14 protein-coding genes are annotated in these 14,860 nt (G+C 64.4%); 10 read left to right on the top strand and 4 right to left on the bottom strand.

All coding sequences use genetic code 11. The features are described from left to right. The 5 genes from VMS96_01145 to VMS96_01125 form a co-directional block, all read left to right on the top strand. Positions 1-670 (top strand): NAD(P)H-dependent glycerol-3-phosphate dehydrogenase (locus VMS96_01145; GenBank protein HVP42003.1); only part of this gene is annotated, 670 nt, incomplete at its 5' end. 234 nt (positions 671-904) lie between these two features. Beyond that, complete coding sequence (locus VMS96_01140; protein ID HVP42002.1) at positions 905-2,698, top strand: HD domain-containing phosphohydrolase; 1,794 nt, start codon at positions 905-907, stop codon at positions 2,696-2,698. 206 nt (positions 2,699-2,904) lie between these two features. Further along, positions 2,905-3,852 (top strand): signal recognition particle-docking protein FtsY, encoded by a 948-nt coding sequence (gene ftsY, locus VMS96_01135; protein HVP42001.1) that lies wholly within the window; start codon positions 2,905-2,907, stop codon positions 3,850-3,852. A gap of 76 nt (positions 3,853-3,928) precedes the next feature. Further along, the gene (gene ribD, locus VMS96_01130; protein HVP42000.1) at positions 3,929-5,101 is read left to right on the top strand and encodes a bifunctional diaminohydroxyphosphoribosylaminopyrimidine deaminase/5-amino-6-(5-phosphoribosylamino)uracil reductase RibD; all 1,173 of its coding nucleotides are present in this window, start codon (positions 3,929-3,931) and stop codon (positions 5,099-5,101) included. A 48-nt stretch (positions 5,102-5,149) separates the two neighbouring features. After that, positions 5,150-5,791 carry a riboflavin synthase gene (locus tag VMS96_01125; protein HVP41999.1) on the top strand — a complete coding sequence of 214 codons (642 nt, stop codon included), beginning with the start codon at positions 5,150-5,152 and terminating at the stop codon, positions 5,789-5,791. A gap of 45 nt (positions 5,792-5,836) precedes the next feature. Here VMS96_01125 and VMS96_01120 read toward each other — a convergent pair whose 3' ends face one another. Both VMS96_01120 and VMS96_01115 read right to left on the bottom strand, forming a co-directional pair. Then, positions 5,837-6,643, bottom strand: a complete 807-nt coding sequence (locus VMS96_01120; GenBank protein ID HVP41998.1) for an ATP-binding cassette domain-containing protein — start codon at positions 6,641-6,643, stop codon at positions 5,837-5,839. Continuing rightward, positions 6,640-7,239, bottom strand: coding sequence for a molybdenum cofactor guanylyltransferase (locus VMS96_01115; protein HVP41997.1), 600 nt, complete (start codon positions 7,237-7,239; stop codon positions 6,640-6,642). The genes VMS96_01120 and VMS96_01115 overlap by 4 nt, the downstream gene beginning before the upstream one ends. Before the next feature lie 168 nt (positions 7,240-7,407). On the opposite strand from VMS96_01115, the gene VMS96_01110 reads away from it, so the two are divergent. Further along, positions 7,408-8,457 carry a potassium channel protein gene (locus VMS96_01110; protein ID HVP41996.1) on the top strand — a complete coding sequence of 350 codons (1,050 nt, stop codon included), beginning with the start codon at positions 7,408-7,410 and terminating at the stop codon, positions 8,455-8,457. A gap of 105 nt (positions 8,458-8,562) precedes the next feature. Here the strand turns inward: VMS96_01110 and VMS96_01105 are convergent, their stop codons facing one another. Then, the gene (locus tag VMS96_01105) at positions 8,563-8,934 is read right to left on the bottom strand and encodes a hypothetical protein (GenBank protein ID HVP41995.1); all 372 of its coding nucleotides are present in this window, start codon (positions 8,932-8,934) and stop codon (positions 8,563-8,565) included. Between the two features lie 167 nt (positions 8,935-9,101). Here VMS96_01105 and VMS96_01100 point away from each other — a divergent pair, with 167 nt between their 5' ends. The 4 genes from VMS96_01100 (at position 9,102) to VMS96_01085 (ending at position 13,138) form a co-directional block, all read left to right on the top strand. Further along, positions 9,102-10,259 (top strand): BON domain-containing protein, encoded by a 1,158-nt coding sequence (locus tag VMS96_01100; protein HVP41994.1) that lies wholly within the window; start codon positions 9,102-9,104, stop codon positions 10,257-10,259. Positions 10,260-10,387: 128 nt separating this feature from the next. Continuing rightward, positions 10,388-10,861: a hypothetical protein gene (locus VMS96_01095; GenBank protein HVP41993.1), complete on the top strand. Its 474-nt coding sequence runs from the start codon at positions 10,388-10,390 to the stop codon at positions 10,859-10,861. Between the two features lie 115 nt (positions 10,862-10,976). Beyond that, a complete protein-coding gene (locus VMS96_01090) occupies positions 10,977-11,948 on the top strand; it encodes a prepilin peptidase (GenBank protein ID HVP41992.1) in 972 nt (323 codons plus the stop codon). Next, on the top strand, positions 11,945-13,138 hold the full coding sequence (locus tag VMS96_01085; protein ID HVP41991.1) for a PAS domain-containing protein: 1,194 nt from the start codon (positions 11,945-11,947) through the stop codon (positions 13,136-13,138). The genes VMS96_01090 and VMS96_01085 overlap by 4 nt, the downstream gene beginning before the upstream one ends. A gap of 362 nt (positions 13,139-13,500) precedes the next feature. Here the strand turns inward: VMS96_01085 and VMS96_01080 are convergent, their stop codons facing one another. Beyond that, a complete protein-coding gene (locus VMS96_01080; protein ID HVP41990.1) occupies positions 13,501-13,902 on the bottom strand; it encodes a GIY-YIG nuclease family protein in 402 nt (133 codons plus the stop codon). Positions 13,903-14,860: the final 958 nt, after the last annotated feature.

The raw sequence follows: 14,860 nt of genomic DNA, 5'->3' as shown, positions 1-14,860 counted from the left end.
GGTGATCGGCGCGGTGCTGGCCGATAAGTTCCACCCGCGCCTGGGCGCGATGAGCGGTCCGTCGTTTGCCAAAGAAGTCGCCAAGGGCGATCCCACCGCCATCGCCATCGCTTCCACCGATGCCGAACTCGGCTGCCTGGTGCAGAAGGAGTTCAGCGATCCCACCTTCCGGGTCTATACCAACGATGATGTCGTTGGGGTCGAGATGGGCGGCGCGCTCAAGAACGTCATCGCCATCGCCGCCGGGGTCTGCGACGGCATGGGCCTCGGCCACAACACCATCGCCGCCCTCATCACCCGCGGCCTGGCCGAGATCACCCGCCTCGCCGTGGCCTGCGGCGGCAAGCCCCTGACCATGGCCGGACTGGCCGGCATGGGCGACCTGGTCCTCACCTGCACCGGCGGCCTCTCCCGCAATCGCACCGTCGGCGTGGAACTGGGCAAGGGCCGCAAGCTCGACGACATCATCGCCGGCATGCATGGAATGGTTGCCGAGGGCGTCCTGACCACCAACGCCGCCGTCGGCCTCGCCGCACGCATGAACGTCGAAATGCCCATCAGCCAGCAGATGCATGCCATCCTGCATCAGGGCAAACCCGCCCGCGACGCCATCCGCGAACTGATGACCCGCCCCGCCACCGCCGAGCTCAATTTCCTCACCTCCGCCTAGTTCCCTCTTCGTGTCCTTCGTGCCGGCCTCAGTGTCCTTCGTGTTGAAGACTCTGTTTTTCATTCCCATAATGGTCTTCCGACCCGGCAAAGAGTTGCGCCCCTCTCCTCCGCGCCGCATCTCTTCCCCAAGTTCATCCCTGACCGGTCAATACTTTAGTAACCGCCGCAGCGGAGAATTTTGGCCGGCCGCCCCGCCATTCGCGGTACAATCCGCAGCAATTCACTGGCACCGATGCCCAAGCGCATACCGATCCTTCACCTGATCCTGGCCGTGCTGGTCCTTGTCAGCGTGGTCCCGCTGTACTTCTACGCCGACAAAGTCGTCGCCACCAACCGCGAGCGGCTGAAGACCAACGAGCAGCTGTCGCAGAACACCGTGACCCGCTCCATGAGCGACCAGATCGATCTGCGCCAGAAGGCCCGGCGGGCCATGCTCGATAATTTCTCCTCGGCGGTGCAGATCGCCAGCGGCGGCAACATCACCGGCGACCACGTCGCGGCCCCGGAACTGCGGGCCCTCTTGGAGCGCTTCGTCTCCTCCAGCACCGACATCGCTTACGCCACCCTGCTGAACGAGGGTGCCAAGGGTATCTCCGCCGGCCGCATGGTCCCCGACGTCTTCATACAGCGCGACCTCGAGCGCGCCTTCACCGCCGCCCGCGATGGCCGCGACTATACCGGCCAGCCCCTGACGGTGGGCAGCGGCAAGGACGCCCGCACCGTCGTGCTGGTCAGCGCGCCCCTGATGGCCGACACCCGCTTCATCGGCATGATCGGCGCCGTGGTCGACCTGGAGTTCATCGTCAAGCGCCTGCGCGAAGCCGACCAGGGCGGGCTCTTCACTTACGTTGTGGACCACCAGGGACGCCTGGTCGCCGCCGCCGACCCCTCCTACGCCACCGGCCAGGACATGACCAAGTTCGAGATCGTCAAGAACTTCGCCGAGCAGGGCGTCAAGGTGCAGCTCGCGCAGACCAGCGAATTCGACGTGAAGGACGGCAAGGAGAGCGTCCCCATGCTCGGCACCTACAGCCCCGTCCAGACCCTGGGCTGGGCCGTGGTGGCGCAGAAGAAGCAGAAGGACGCCTATCAGGGCGTCTTCGAGATGGAGCGCAGCGCCCGCCTCTGGGCCTTCTTCGCGGTGTTGATGAGCATCGTCGTCTCCGTGCTGGCGGCGCGCTCCATCACTCGCCCGCTCGATATCCTCACCGAATCCAGCCAGGCCATCGCCAAGGGCGATTTCAGCAAGCGCGTGCAGCTCAAGAGCCGCACCGAGTTCGGTGAGCTCGCCGACACTTTCAACTCCATGTCCTCGGACCTGGAGCGCTTCGTGCAGGACCTCAAGCGCGCCGCCGAGGAGAACCGCGAGCTGTTCATGGGCTCCATCCAGATGCTCGCGGGCGCGGTCGACGAAAAGGACCCCTACACCCGCGGCCACTCCGACCGCGTCACCAAGTATTCCGTCCTGCTGGCCAAGGAGCTCGGCCTGGAGCCGCACGAGGTGGAGAAGATCCAGATCTCGGCCCAACTGCACGACGTGGGGAAGATCGGCATCGAGGACCGCATCCTCAAGAAGCCGGGCGCCCTCACTCCTGACGAATTCGAGATCATGAAGACCCACACCACCAAGGGCGCTACCATCCTGCGTCCGGTCACCATGCTGAAGGACATGATCCCCGGCATCGAGCTGCACCACGAATCGCTCGACGGCCGCGGCTACCCCTACGGCCTGAAGGGCGACCAGATCCCGCTGGTGGCCCGTATCATCACCGTCGCCGACACCTTCGATGCCATGACCACCAACCGTCCTTACCAGGCCGCGATGGACCCCGAATACGTGGTGCGCATCATCAACTCGCTGGCCAACACCAAGTTCGATCCCAAGGTCGTGTCTGCCTTGACCGCCGTCTTCGAACGCGGCGACCTCAAGATCCGCCGCGCTGCCGCCGTCCAGCCCGAGGCGGTCCCCGCCGGCGCCGCTGCCGGCGGTGCCGCTCCCCAGCCGGTCTCCGTCGCCAAGTCCTAGGCGATTGAGTAATTGGGAAATTGGGTAATCGGGTAATTGAGATTGCAAGTTACCCAATGTTTCCTCGTGTGCCTTTGTGCTCCTTCGTGTCCTTTGTGTTGAGGTTTTGGTTTTCAATTACCCAATTACCCAATTCCCCAATTACCCAATCTCTCCGCGGTGAATCCGTATAATTGATTGTTTCCTCCGGCACGCCGGACGCATTCATGCCTATCCAGACGCTTTTTGGAAGCATCGAGCAGGAACCCACTTTCTTCGACCGCATGAAGCAGGCGGTCACGAAGACCCGCGAGAGCCTCGCCGAGCGCATCGACGACATCGTCTCCATCGGCAAGGAGATCGACCGCGCCACCCTCGACGACCTCGAAGCCACCCTCATCGCCGCCGACCTCGGCGCCGCCACCACCCACGAGATCCTCGAAAAGCTGCGCGATAAGGCCGACCGCAGGCAGATCAAGGACGTGAACGAGCTCAAGCGCCTGCTCAAAGAGGAGATCTCCGGTATTCTGACCGCCGCCGAGAAGCCGGCCAAAGCCGTGGAACCTCCCGAGGTCATCCTGGTGGTCGGGGTGAACGGCACCGGCAAGACCACCACCATCGGCAAGCTGGCGCAGACGCTGAAGAACCAGAACAAGTCGGTGCTGCTGTGCGCCGCCGACACCTTCCGCGCCGCCGCCATCGAGCAGCTGGAGGTCTGGGGACAGCGCACCGGGACCGAGGTCATCAAGACCAAGCCCGGCGGCGATCCCGCCGCCGTCCTCTACGATGCCGTGCAGGCCGCCAAGTCCCGCAAGGCCGACTATGTGATCGTGGACACAGCCGGCCGCCTCCATACCAAGTCAAACTTGATGGCCGAGCTGGACAAGATGCGCCGCTCGGCTTCGAAGCTGGTGCCCAGTGCGCCCCACGAGACCCTGCTGGTGATGGACGCCACCACCGGGCAGAACGGCCTGCAGCAGGCCCGCCTGTTCACCCAGTCGGCGGGTGTCACCGGCATCGTGCTGACCAAGCTCGACGGCACCGCCAAGGGCGGCGTGGTGGTGGCCATCTCCCGTGAGCTCGGCCTGCCGGTGCGCTACGTCGGCGTCGGGGAGAAAGCCACCGACCTGCTGCCGTTCAAGGCCCACGACTTTGTGGAATCCTTATTTGCATAACGGAACAAGGCGACTCACTTCACGAGATTTCGATTTGGACTGGGTACTGAGTGCCGAGTACTGAGTGCTTCTTGATATGAGAACTCATCCCGCTGACATCCCGTTCATGCAACAGGCGCTCGACCTCGCCTACCGGGGCATCGGGCTCACTTCGCCCAACCCCGCCGTCGGCGCCGTCGTCGTGGACTCCGCCGACAAGATCGTCGGTCGCGGCAGCCACACCTACAACGGCGTCAAGCATGCTGAGGTCCTCGCCCTTGAAGAGGCCGGAGCGAAAGCCAAAGGCGGGACTCTTTATCTGACTTTGGAGCCCTGTTCGCACCAGGGCCGCACCGGTCCCTGCGTGGACGCCGTCATCGCCGCCGGCATCGCGCGCGTGGTCGCCGCCACCCACGATCCCAACCCGCGAGTCGCAGGCAAGGGCTTCGCTCGCCTTCGGGCCGCCGGCATCAAGGTCACCCAAGGCATTCTCGAACCCCAGGCCACCCGGCTGAACGAATGGTTTGCCAAGTGGATCAAGACCAGGCTGCCACTGGTCACCCTTAAGGCCGGCATGACCCTGGACGGCAAGATCGCTCCCCCTCCGGGCGAAAGCGACAGTCCCTCCGCGCTCGGCTCGGGTGGCGCGACCGGAGGCTGGATCACCAGCGAACAGGCCCGCGCCCACGTGCAGCTGCTGCGTCATGCCAGCGACGCCATCATGGTGGGCGTCGGCACCATCGTGGCCGACGACCCGTTGCTCACCGACCGCACCGGGGAACCGCGCCGCCGGCCTCTGCTGCGCGTCATCGTCGATTCCAGGCTGCGGCTGCCCCCGGGCTCGCGCATCGCCAAGACGGTGAAAGACGACGTCCTGGTCTTCTGCTCCTTTGCCGAAGAGAAGAAGCGGAAGGCGCTGGAGGCGCGCGGCATCCGCGTCGAACAGGTTGCGCTGGGACCGGGCGACGATGGCCGCCCCGACCTGGCGCGCATCGTCAAGGCTCTCGGCGCGATGGAGATCACTTCCCTGCTCATCGAAGGCGGCGCCCTGGTCAACTGGGCGGCATTGGCCGCCGGCATCGTGGACAAGGTCTTTCTGTACTACGCACCCAAGATCCTCGCCGGGACCGGCTCGGTGCCCTTCGCCGGCGGCGCCGGCTTCCGCCATCTCAGCGAGGCTGCCTACGTCAAGAACATCACCCTGCATCGCTTCGGCGAAGATTTCGCCGTCGAGGGTTACTTGCGAGATCCATACGAGATGTCCATTTGAATCGACTCCTGACTCCCGACTCCTGACTACTTTTTTCGGAGAATTGTTATGTTCACCGGTCTCATCGAAGAAGTCGGCAAAGTTCTCAGCGCCACCTCTGGCAACGGCACCACTCGCCTGGTGGTCTCCTCGAACAACCTTGTCCGCGAGATGAAGAAGGGCGACAGTATCGCCGTGAGTGGCGTCTGCCTGACCGCGGTGGAGCTCAAGCCCGACCGCCTCGGCTTTGATCTGGCCACCGAGACCCTGGCCCGCACCTCGCTCGGCCACCTGAAGCCCGGCTCCGAGGTCAATCTCGAGCTGCCCATGAAAGCCGGCGGCCGCATGGGCGGACACATCGTCCAGGGACACGTGGACGGCGTGGGCAAGTTCCTCGGCCTGGAGCGTATCCCGGGCAAGGAGGATTTCTGGCTCTACGTGGAGATTCCCGCTGATCTGGTGAAATACGTCGTCTTCAAAGGCTCCATCTCCATCGAAGGCATCAGCCTGACCGTCGCCCAGATCGAGGGGACGAAGGTGACCGTCGCCATCATTCCTCACACCTTCGAGGCCACCAACCTCAAGTCGCTCCAGGCGGGTGATCCGGTCAATATCGAGGCCGACATCATCGCCAAGTACGCCGAGAAGATGCTGAAGGGCGAGGCCCCGCGCGAGATCAACGTGGAGAAACTGGTCAGCGAAGGTTTCTAGCGGGCTCTGTTCCGAATACCACGACGAACAGCGTCGCCGCCCTGATTAGCGGCCCGGTGGGCTCGGGGGCGGCTGCGAGAAGCTGGACTGCTGCCCGGGCAGCACCAGCTCGTCGAGTTCCAGGAACTGCCGGAGCACGGGATGGTCGCTGCGCTCCATCTCCCGGTAGGGTCCGAAGAAGATGGCTTTGCCTTCGTGCAGGAAGACGAGCCGGTCGGCCAGCTTCTCCGCCAGCCGCATGTCGTGCGTGACCACGATCGAGGTCAGCTTCAACTGGAACTTTAACTTCTTGATCAGATCTCCTAGAAGCTGCGCCATCAGCGGGTCCACCATCGTGGTGGGCTCATCGTACAGGATGCACTCCGGCTGGGCCGCCAGGGCGCGCGCGATGGCCACCGAGCGCTTCATCCCGGTCGAGAGCTCGGAGGGCAACTGGTCGCGGAACTGCTTCACTCCCACCATCTCCAGCAGCCCGTCCACCACCTGGTACACCTGCACCTCGTCCAGGTCGCGCCGCTCGCGCAGCGGGAAGGCCACGTTCTCCCCCACGGTCAGCGAGTCGAACAGGGCCCCGTTCTGGAAGACCATGGTGACCTTCTTGCGGATGCGCTCCATCTCCTTCTCGCTGTACCCGGCGACGTCCTCCCCGGCCACCACCACGCGCCCCGAGTCGGCTTTCAGGAAGCCCATGATGATGTGCAGCGACACCGACTTGCCCACCCCCGAGCGCCCCAGGATGCACAGGGTCTCGCCCGGCGTCACCTGGAAGCCCACGTGGTCCAGCACCACGTGCTTGCCGAACGCCTTGGAGACGTCCTGGAATTCGATATAGGGCTGGTTCTCGTGACTCATGCGGTCCGGACCGGACCGGCGCGGAAGGCTCGCTCCAGGTCCTGCGGCGTGTTCAGATTGTCGAACATCGCGGGAACGATATCAACCTCGGCCAGCTCCGCTTCTTCCACCACCCGCACCGACGTCCGCGCATAGAGTGGATCGATCTTGTTGTTGCCCGCGCGCAACGCTTCTTCGGCCAGGGCGGCGAATTCCAGCCGGTACACCGCGCACAGCGTCTGGTGGAAGCCGTTGACCCGCGGCACCACCACCACCGCATCGCACGCCCGCGCCTGGTCCAGCAGGTACTTGAGCGCGGTTTCCGGCAGGAACGGCATGTCCACCGCCAGCACCAGGTTCAGGTCGGTGGTGGTGGCCTGCAGCGCGGCGTGGATGCCGGCCAGCGGTCCGCGGTCGGTGTACTCGTCCTCGATCACCGGTCCGAACAGTTCGAACTTTTCCCGCGTCCCCACGATGCAGACCCGCCCGGCCACGGCCCGCGCCTTTAGCAACGCGCGCGCCAGCAAGGTTTGACCGTCGAATTCGAGCAGGGCCTTGTCGCACCCCATGCGCGAACTCCTGCCCCCGGCGAGGATGAACGCCGTCGCATCCTGCATGGGGCATGAGTGTACTGCGACTTCGCTGCCGCGGCGCAGATTTCTGGGATTCCTGCTCCCGGACCGGGCCTGCATTCCCCTCAATCCACGCTATCCGCGCAAGTCCGTGGCAGGCACTTACGTGCTACAATCCGCTCGCTTCCCCCTTCCCCGAGACCCGCGCTGCACATGGATATACGCCGCAGACTCGCCCAGGCGCTGCTCATCGTGCTGGTCTTCACCGCCCTCGCGGTGGCCGGATACCGCCTCCTGGGCGGCCACGACGTTTCGTTCCTGCAGGCCCTGTACATGGCCGTGATCACCGTCGCCGGGGTCGGCTACGGCGAGATCGTGGACACCAGCCACAGCCCCGCCCTGCGCATTTTCAACATGTTCATCGTGCTGTTCGGCGTCACCATCACCGTCTACATGTTCTCGGTGGTGACCGCTTTCCTGGTCGAAGGCGAGATCACCAACATCTTCTGGAGACGCAAGATGCTCAAACGGATCCAAGCTCTCAAACACCATTACATTGTCTGCGGCCTGGGCGACACCGGGCGTTTCGCGGTCGAGGAGCTCCACAAGACCGGCACCCCCTACGTGGTCGTCGAGCACACCGAGGACAACATCAAGAAGCTGCAGGAGCACGACCCCGCTTACAACGAGATCCTCTCCATCATCGGCGACGCCACCGACGAGACCACCCTCGATCAGGCCGGCATCGAGCGCGCCAAGGGCCTCATCGCCTCCCTCGCTTCCGACAAGGACAACCTGGTCATCACCGTCGTCGCCCGCCAGAAGAACCCTCAGCTGCGCATCATCGCCCGCTGCACCGAGCAACGCTTTGCCGACCGCCTGATGAAGGCCGGGGCCAATTCCACCGTCTCCCCCAACCGCATCGGAGGCATGCGCATGGCCAGCGAGGCCCTCCGCCCCCACGTGGTCGGCTTCCTCGACATCATGCTCAAGGAACACGGCCGCACTCTGCGCATCGAGGAGATCGACGTCAATGCCGGATCGCCCTGGATCGGCTCTACCCTGCAGCGCATCGACCTGCGCCACAAGTTCAACCTGCTGCCGCTGGCCATCCGCCAGGGTGACGGCTCCTTCCTCCCCAACCCTCCTGATAACCATCAGGTCGTGGCGGGGACGGTGATCATCGTCATGGGCGACGTGAGCGAGTTGAAGCGCGCCCGCCATGCCGCCTCCGGCGCCGGCCTCCTGGCCGCCGCCACCTAGGGCCGGCATCAGCCCGCTTTTGCGGGCGCTTGAAAGTAGCCCACCGCGTCAGCGGTGGGTAAGGTTCGCAAAATGGATCGAAGCCCGCTTCAGCGGGCGATTGAGCTAGTGGATGTCCACGCCCACGATCCGCCCGGCGGCGTCCACTTCCAGGTTGGCGGCCGCCGATAGCACCGAGTCGCCGCTGCTCCCGGGGATGGAGATGAACACCCGCGGGTCCACGTAGCTGGCGCTGTCCCGGTGCGCTTTCAGGAAGGAGAGCGCGTGGTCGCTACGATACTTCTTCGGCACCACGAAGCTCAGGTCCGCTAGTTCGCCCGTCTCCGAGATCGAGATCCCCACCTCCACCGGCACCCGCATGTGCACCTCCACCTCTTCCTTGGAGACATTCGGCTTCAGCAGGACGTAGTACTGGCAACGCCCTTCCTTGGGGTCGAATTCGGATCGTTCCACGTTGACCATAGGCTGTTCAGACATTTATCACAGCCCCGGCGGAATCCCCAAGTTACCGGCGTTGCACGTGCGCAACTTGTGTTGCTGGAAGGGGTTCCACCAGGAGGGAAAAAACTGGCCGCAGACAGTCGCTGGACCGGGCTCTGCATCTAAGCATGCAAACCATTGACCGCGCTTTTATGGGAGTCACTATGAGTTCGCGCTGGAGTTACATCGTTACGGTTCTCCTTGTCTTCGTGATATTGGGCCTGAGTGTCGGCTGCAACCGCGCCCGCAGCGACGCCCAGATCGCCGGCGACGTGCAGCAGAAGATCCTGGCCGACAACAACGTCCCCACCAAGCAGGTCACCGTCTCCTCCAACAACGGAATCGTGACCCTGTCGGGCAGCGTGGGCAGCGAGATAGAGCGCGTTACCGCCGCCAACGATGCCGCCATGGTGGACGGCGTGCGCACCGTGGTCAACAATCTGACCGTCGCCCAGGCGCAGCTTCCGCCGCCTCCCCAACCCATGGCGATGTCCCAGCCGGAGCCGGCTCCGGCCCCGGCCCGCAAGCCTTCGCCCCGCCATGTTGCCGGCGCGCCTCGCCGCAGTTCGGATCTGCAGCAGGCGGCCCCGGCTCAACCGGCCGGGCCCGCAGTGACCCCGGCCCCCGTGGCCGATCGCACCCCGGCGGCGCCTCCGCCGCCGAAGCCGGTCACCGTCGAGCCCGGCACTGTGCTCTCAGTGCGCATGATCGATCCCATCGACTCTGACCGGAACCAGATCGGCGACCGCTTCCGCGCCACCCTGGACACGCCCATCAGCATCAACGATCAGGTCGTTCTGCCTCAGGGCGCCGACATCGAGGGGCGGGTCGCGGAGCTGCGCAGCTCCGGTCATTTCACCGGCCAATCCGAGATCGCACTCGAGCTCACCAGCCTGAGCATCAACGGGCGCCGCTACAACCTGCAGACCGACCAGTATTCGCGCCAGGGCGCTTCGCGGGGCAAGAACACCGCCGCCAAGGTGGGCGGTGGCGCCGCCGTGGGCGCCATCCTGGGTGGCATCATCGGCGGCGGCAAAGGCGCCGCCATCGGCGCCACCGTCGGCGCCGGCGCCGGCACCGGTGTCCAGGCCGCGACCAAGGGCCAGCAGATCCACATCAAGCCGGAACAACTCTTGACCTTCCGCTTGCAGAGCCCGCTCACGGTCACGCCTGCCGCCAGCATCACTCGCTCCGGACGAACCATCAGCGAGTACAACCCTCCCAGCGAGGGGAGCGGCACCCGGGTCTATTCCGATGACTCCACTTCGCAGCCCCAGCCGGGTGACAGTAACGCTCCGGTCTTGAAGCGCCGGCCGGAGTAGCAGTGAACGGGACTTGTAGCCCGTGCGCCCTCGCACGGGCCTCATTGGGGCGGCCCTGCCGCCCCTAGTTCGCGGAGCGAGCTCGCTCTATCATTAGGGACCCAACCCAGGCCTTGGGTGGGAATCAAATGCCGAAGATCTCCGCCCTCATCCATACCCATAATGACGCCGCCCGCATCGGCCGCACCCTGGATTCCCTGCGGCCCTGCGATGAGGTCCTCATCATCGACAGCGCCTCCGACGATGACACCCTGAACATCGCGCATGCGCACGGCGCCACCGTCAAGCAAGCCATTGTCGGCGTCGAGCGGGGCGCCTGTGCCATCGACACCCGCCATGAGTGGGTCTTGTGCCTCCGCCCCGGCGAGGCCCTCAGTGACTCCCTCGAAGCCAGCTTGCTCGAGTGGCAGCACAGCGACCCGGACGAGTACGCGCCCGGCTACTCTTTTCCGATTCGAGAGAACGCCGCTGGTGAGTGGGAGACCGGGCCTCCCGAGATGCGCCTGGTGAACCGCACCCGGGTTGACTGGGCCGGCGAGGTCCCGCCCAACGCCGACGGCGCCCTCCTACTCGAGGGCCACCTCCTCCGATTCCGCGACTGATTCGCCGCACTGAGTACTGAGTACCGAGTACTGGGTACTGCCCGGTCACCTCCCACGGTAACCGGGCCCGGCGCCCATTCCGACGTATAATCCCCTCAATCCCCCTGAGAGCGCGATGATCGACACCCATGTGCTCGGCGCGGCCGTATTCCTTTTCGGCCTGGTGTTCGGGAGCTTCTTGAACGTCTGCATCCACCGCCTCGCCCTGCGGTGCTACAGCGACCAGGAACTGTCGGCGCGCGGCGTCACCCGCCGCGACCTCTCCATCGTCAGCCCGCCCTCCGCCTGCCCCAAGTGCCGCCACCCCATCCGCTGGTACGACAACATTCCCGTCCTGAGTTGGCTGCTTCTGGGTGGGCGATGCCGCGACTGCCGCGCTCCCATCTCTCCCCGCTACGCCATCGTCGAACTCCTCACCGGACTGCTTTTTCTCGCCTGTTACTACGTCTTCGGCTTCAACCCTCTCGGTTTGAAGTTCGCCGTCTTCTCTTTCCTTATCCTGGGTCTCATCTTCACCGACGCCGAACACAAGCTGCTCCCTGATTCCCTGACCCTGACCGGCCTGGCCCTGGGCATCGGTTTCAGCTTCCTGGCCCCGGTCGATGACGCCGCCGGCTTCGTGCTGCGGCGGTTCCTGGGGATTGCTCCGCCGCCCACTCCTTGGGCCTCGTTGCTCGATGCCGGTCTCGGCGCCCTGGTTGGGGCCTCCTTCATCTACGGCGCCGGCGCGCTCTACTACCATGCCCGCGGCATCGAAGGCATGGGCCTGGGGGACGTCAAACTGATGGCCATGGTCGGCGCCTTTCTCGGCGTCAAGCTCACCGTGCTCACTATCTTTGCCGCCTCCCTGGCGGGCACGTTCTTCGGCGTCGGCACCATGCTCATGGTCTGGATGCAGCGTACCCGCCGCCGTCTGGCGCGCACCCATGAGGACGCCGCTCGGGCTCGCAAGCGCGCCTGGAAGTCCGCCCTCGTCGTCTATCGCCGTTACGAGATGCCCTTTGGCGTCTTCCTCGGCAGCATGGCCATGCTCTCGGTCTTCTTCGGCGAAAGCGTGCTGCGCTGGTACCTGGGGCTGTACCGATGAAATGGCTCACCGATCCCCTGCTGCTGCGCATGGCGGTGGTGTTCGTCGCTGCAGCCTTCCTCTTCATCGTCGGCATCTTCTTGATGCGCCGCCTGCGCCGCGGCCTCACCGGCGAAGACGCGGAGCGCCGCACCTCGGTGGACGGCCCCGAGTTCCAGCTCGCCGCCTATCACGGGGTCATCCAGCAGTTGAAGGAGAAGGAGCAGGAGCTGCAGCGCGTCCGCCAGCAGGCCACCGAGCGCGCCGCCGCCTCCCAGACCCTCAGCGATGTCCTGCTCTCCAACCTGACCAGCGGCGTCTTGCTCTTCAACAACACCGGCACGGTGCGTCAGGCCAACGAGGCCGCCCGTCGCATCCTGGGATATGGCACCGCCTTCGGCATGCACGCCCGCGACCTCTTCCGCGGGGTCAGCGAATTAAGGCGCGAGACCAGCGAGCGCGCCGAGATGGTAGCGCCATCGCCGTCTCCAGTGACGGCCAAGGCACCACGTTTACCCTCTCGTTTCCTGCGGAGAAGCCGGCCAAGACTGCCGTGGAAGCGGGATAACATATTGAACCGGCAGACACCTCGGGGTTACACTTTAGGTAACCCAGGAACAGTCAGGAAGGTCGCTATGAAGCGGATGTGGAATCTCACGCTCGCAGCTCTGTTGATGGGTTTGGCGCTCGGCGCCGCGGCCCAGGAAGTCTCCTTGGGCGATTACGCCCGCAAGCAAAGGGAACAGCAGAAGCCCGCCTCGCCCACCACCAAGGTCTACACCAACGACGATATCGGTTCGTCGCCCGCGGCCGCAGCCAGTGCCACCACCAGCGCCCCGGCCGACTCTGACGCCGACAAGAGCGCGGCCAAGGACGAGAAGACCAAGGCCGAGGACGAGAAGGCCAAGGCCGAGGAGATGAACAAAGCGGCTGAGGAATTCAAAGGCAAGGTCGCCGAGGCCAAGACCAAGATCGCCGAGATCCGGCGCAACATGGACGTCTCCGAGCGCGAATTCAAGTTGCATAGCATTGATTGGTACACCGAGGCCGGCAACGCCCTGCTCGATCCCAAGAAGTACAAGGACGAGACCGACAAGCACAACAAGGAGATGGACGACCTGCGCAAGCAGCTGGCCGACGCCCAGGCGGAACTGGAGAAGATCCGCGACGAGATCCGCAAGGCCGGCCTCTCCAGCTCCCTCGGTGACTAACATCTTTCGTTCTCGATAGGCGCGGCCCGAGCGCGCCGCCATCCTCAACGAGGGCGAGCTCGACGCCGCCGACCTCGGGCTCTCCGCCAACCTGCGCGCCGCCGCCGCTTCCGCCGGCTCGCTCGCCGAGACCGCGGGTGTCGAGCGCGCCCGCATCGAAGCCACCTTGCGCGAGTGCAAGTGGAACAAGGCCACCGCCGCCCAACGCCTCGGCATCTCTTACAAGACGCTCTTGAACAAAATCCACGCTTACGGCTTGGACTGAAGTCTTTCTTCTGTCATCCCGAGCGGCTTTCAAGCCGCGAGGAGCCTGCCCTGAGGTGAAGCCGAAGGGACCTCGCCGGGTGTCGCTGCCCGCGACGTCAGTCGATTGGCTCGACCCCAGTCTCTGACAAGACCTCTTCGTTCTCCCGCGCAAAACGTCTGCGTATCTTCTCGTTCGACTGCCCATACCACGCTGCCGCCAGGTCCTTCCACTTGGGGTTCCGCTCTTCGATCAGCGCCACCTTCTTCTCGCGCCTCCACCCCTTCAGCGCTTTCTCACGACTGATCGCGTTGCGAACGTCATCGAACGACTCCCAATGGACAAGCTTCGTGACTTTGTACCTCTTGGTGAAGCCCTCGATGTCCTCGAACTTGTGCTGCCATACGCGGCGATGCAGAGCGTTGGTCACTCCGATGTAAAGCACACGATTGGCGCTGGCCATGATGTACACGTAGAAACATTTCGGGCGGTCCGACTCACCGCATCGTGGGTTCAACATTTTGCGAGACCCTTCGGGCCTGAAAGCCCCTCAGGATGACACTGGTATAGATTTTCGTAGAAGTTGTCAGTGACGTGCCCGTCAAACTTGCGCGTTTGTCATCCCGAGGGGCTTCAGCCCCGAGCGGCCTTGCGCCCGTGCCGCAACCCGCGACGTCAGTCCATCGGCTCACCCTCCACCCCTGTCATCCCGAACGGCCTTGGCCGTGAGGAGCCTGCCCTGAGGTGAAGCCGAAGGGACCTCGCCAGTGCCGCTCCCCGCGAGGTCAGTCCATCGGCTCACCCATGCCCTCCACCCCTGTCATCCCGAACGGCCTTGGCCGTGAGGGATCTCGCCAGTGCCGCTGCCCGCGACGTCAGTCCATCGGCTCGCCCGTACCCTATCGCCCCTGTCATCCCGAACGGCCTTGGCCGTGAGGAACCTCGCCAGTGCCGCAACCCGCGACGTCAGTCGATCGGGTCAGCACCACTCTCCACCCTTTGTCATCCTGACCCTGAGTCTTCGAAGGGGAGGCGCAGCCGAGCGTAGTCGAAGGACCCCTATCGCCGGGCAGGTCCCTCATGGCCGAGAAACTTCATTTCGCGCGGATACACGCGGATCCCACACGAGCAAAAGCGGCCCGTCTGGGCACCCATTCTTTGTATGGGCCATCCTCCTGAGGGAGCCCTACCCTCGCGACATCGCTTCCCGCCCAGGAATTGACACGTCCAGTTCTGAGGCTCAGAATCAGCTTTCTTCCTGCCCCAGGAGCTTGCAATGAAGAGATTTTGCACCCTCTCCGTAGCGTCTGTTGTCCTCTTGTGCGGTAATTGCAGCGTCTGCTCAGGTCTCGGTGATGCCAAGTCAGGCAGAATTCGACCCAATCCTTAAGAACCTCGAGAAGAAGCTTAAGGATTTTGCGGCTAGGGGACCGCGAAATCCGAGGGAAAAAGGCGATTGGGTGGAGATGATGTTCATG

Source organism: Terriglobales bacterium (assembly GCA_035543055.1).
Lineage (GTDB): Bacteria > Acidobacteriota > Terriglobia > Terriglobales > Acidobacteriaceae > JAIQFD01.
The sequence above is the reverse complement of the archived record's forward strand: the minus strand, read 5'-3'. Positions and strand labels throughout refer to the sequence as shown.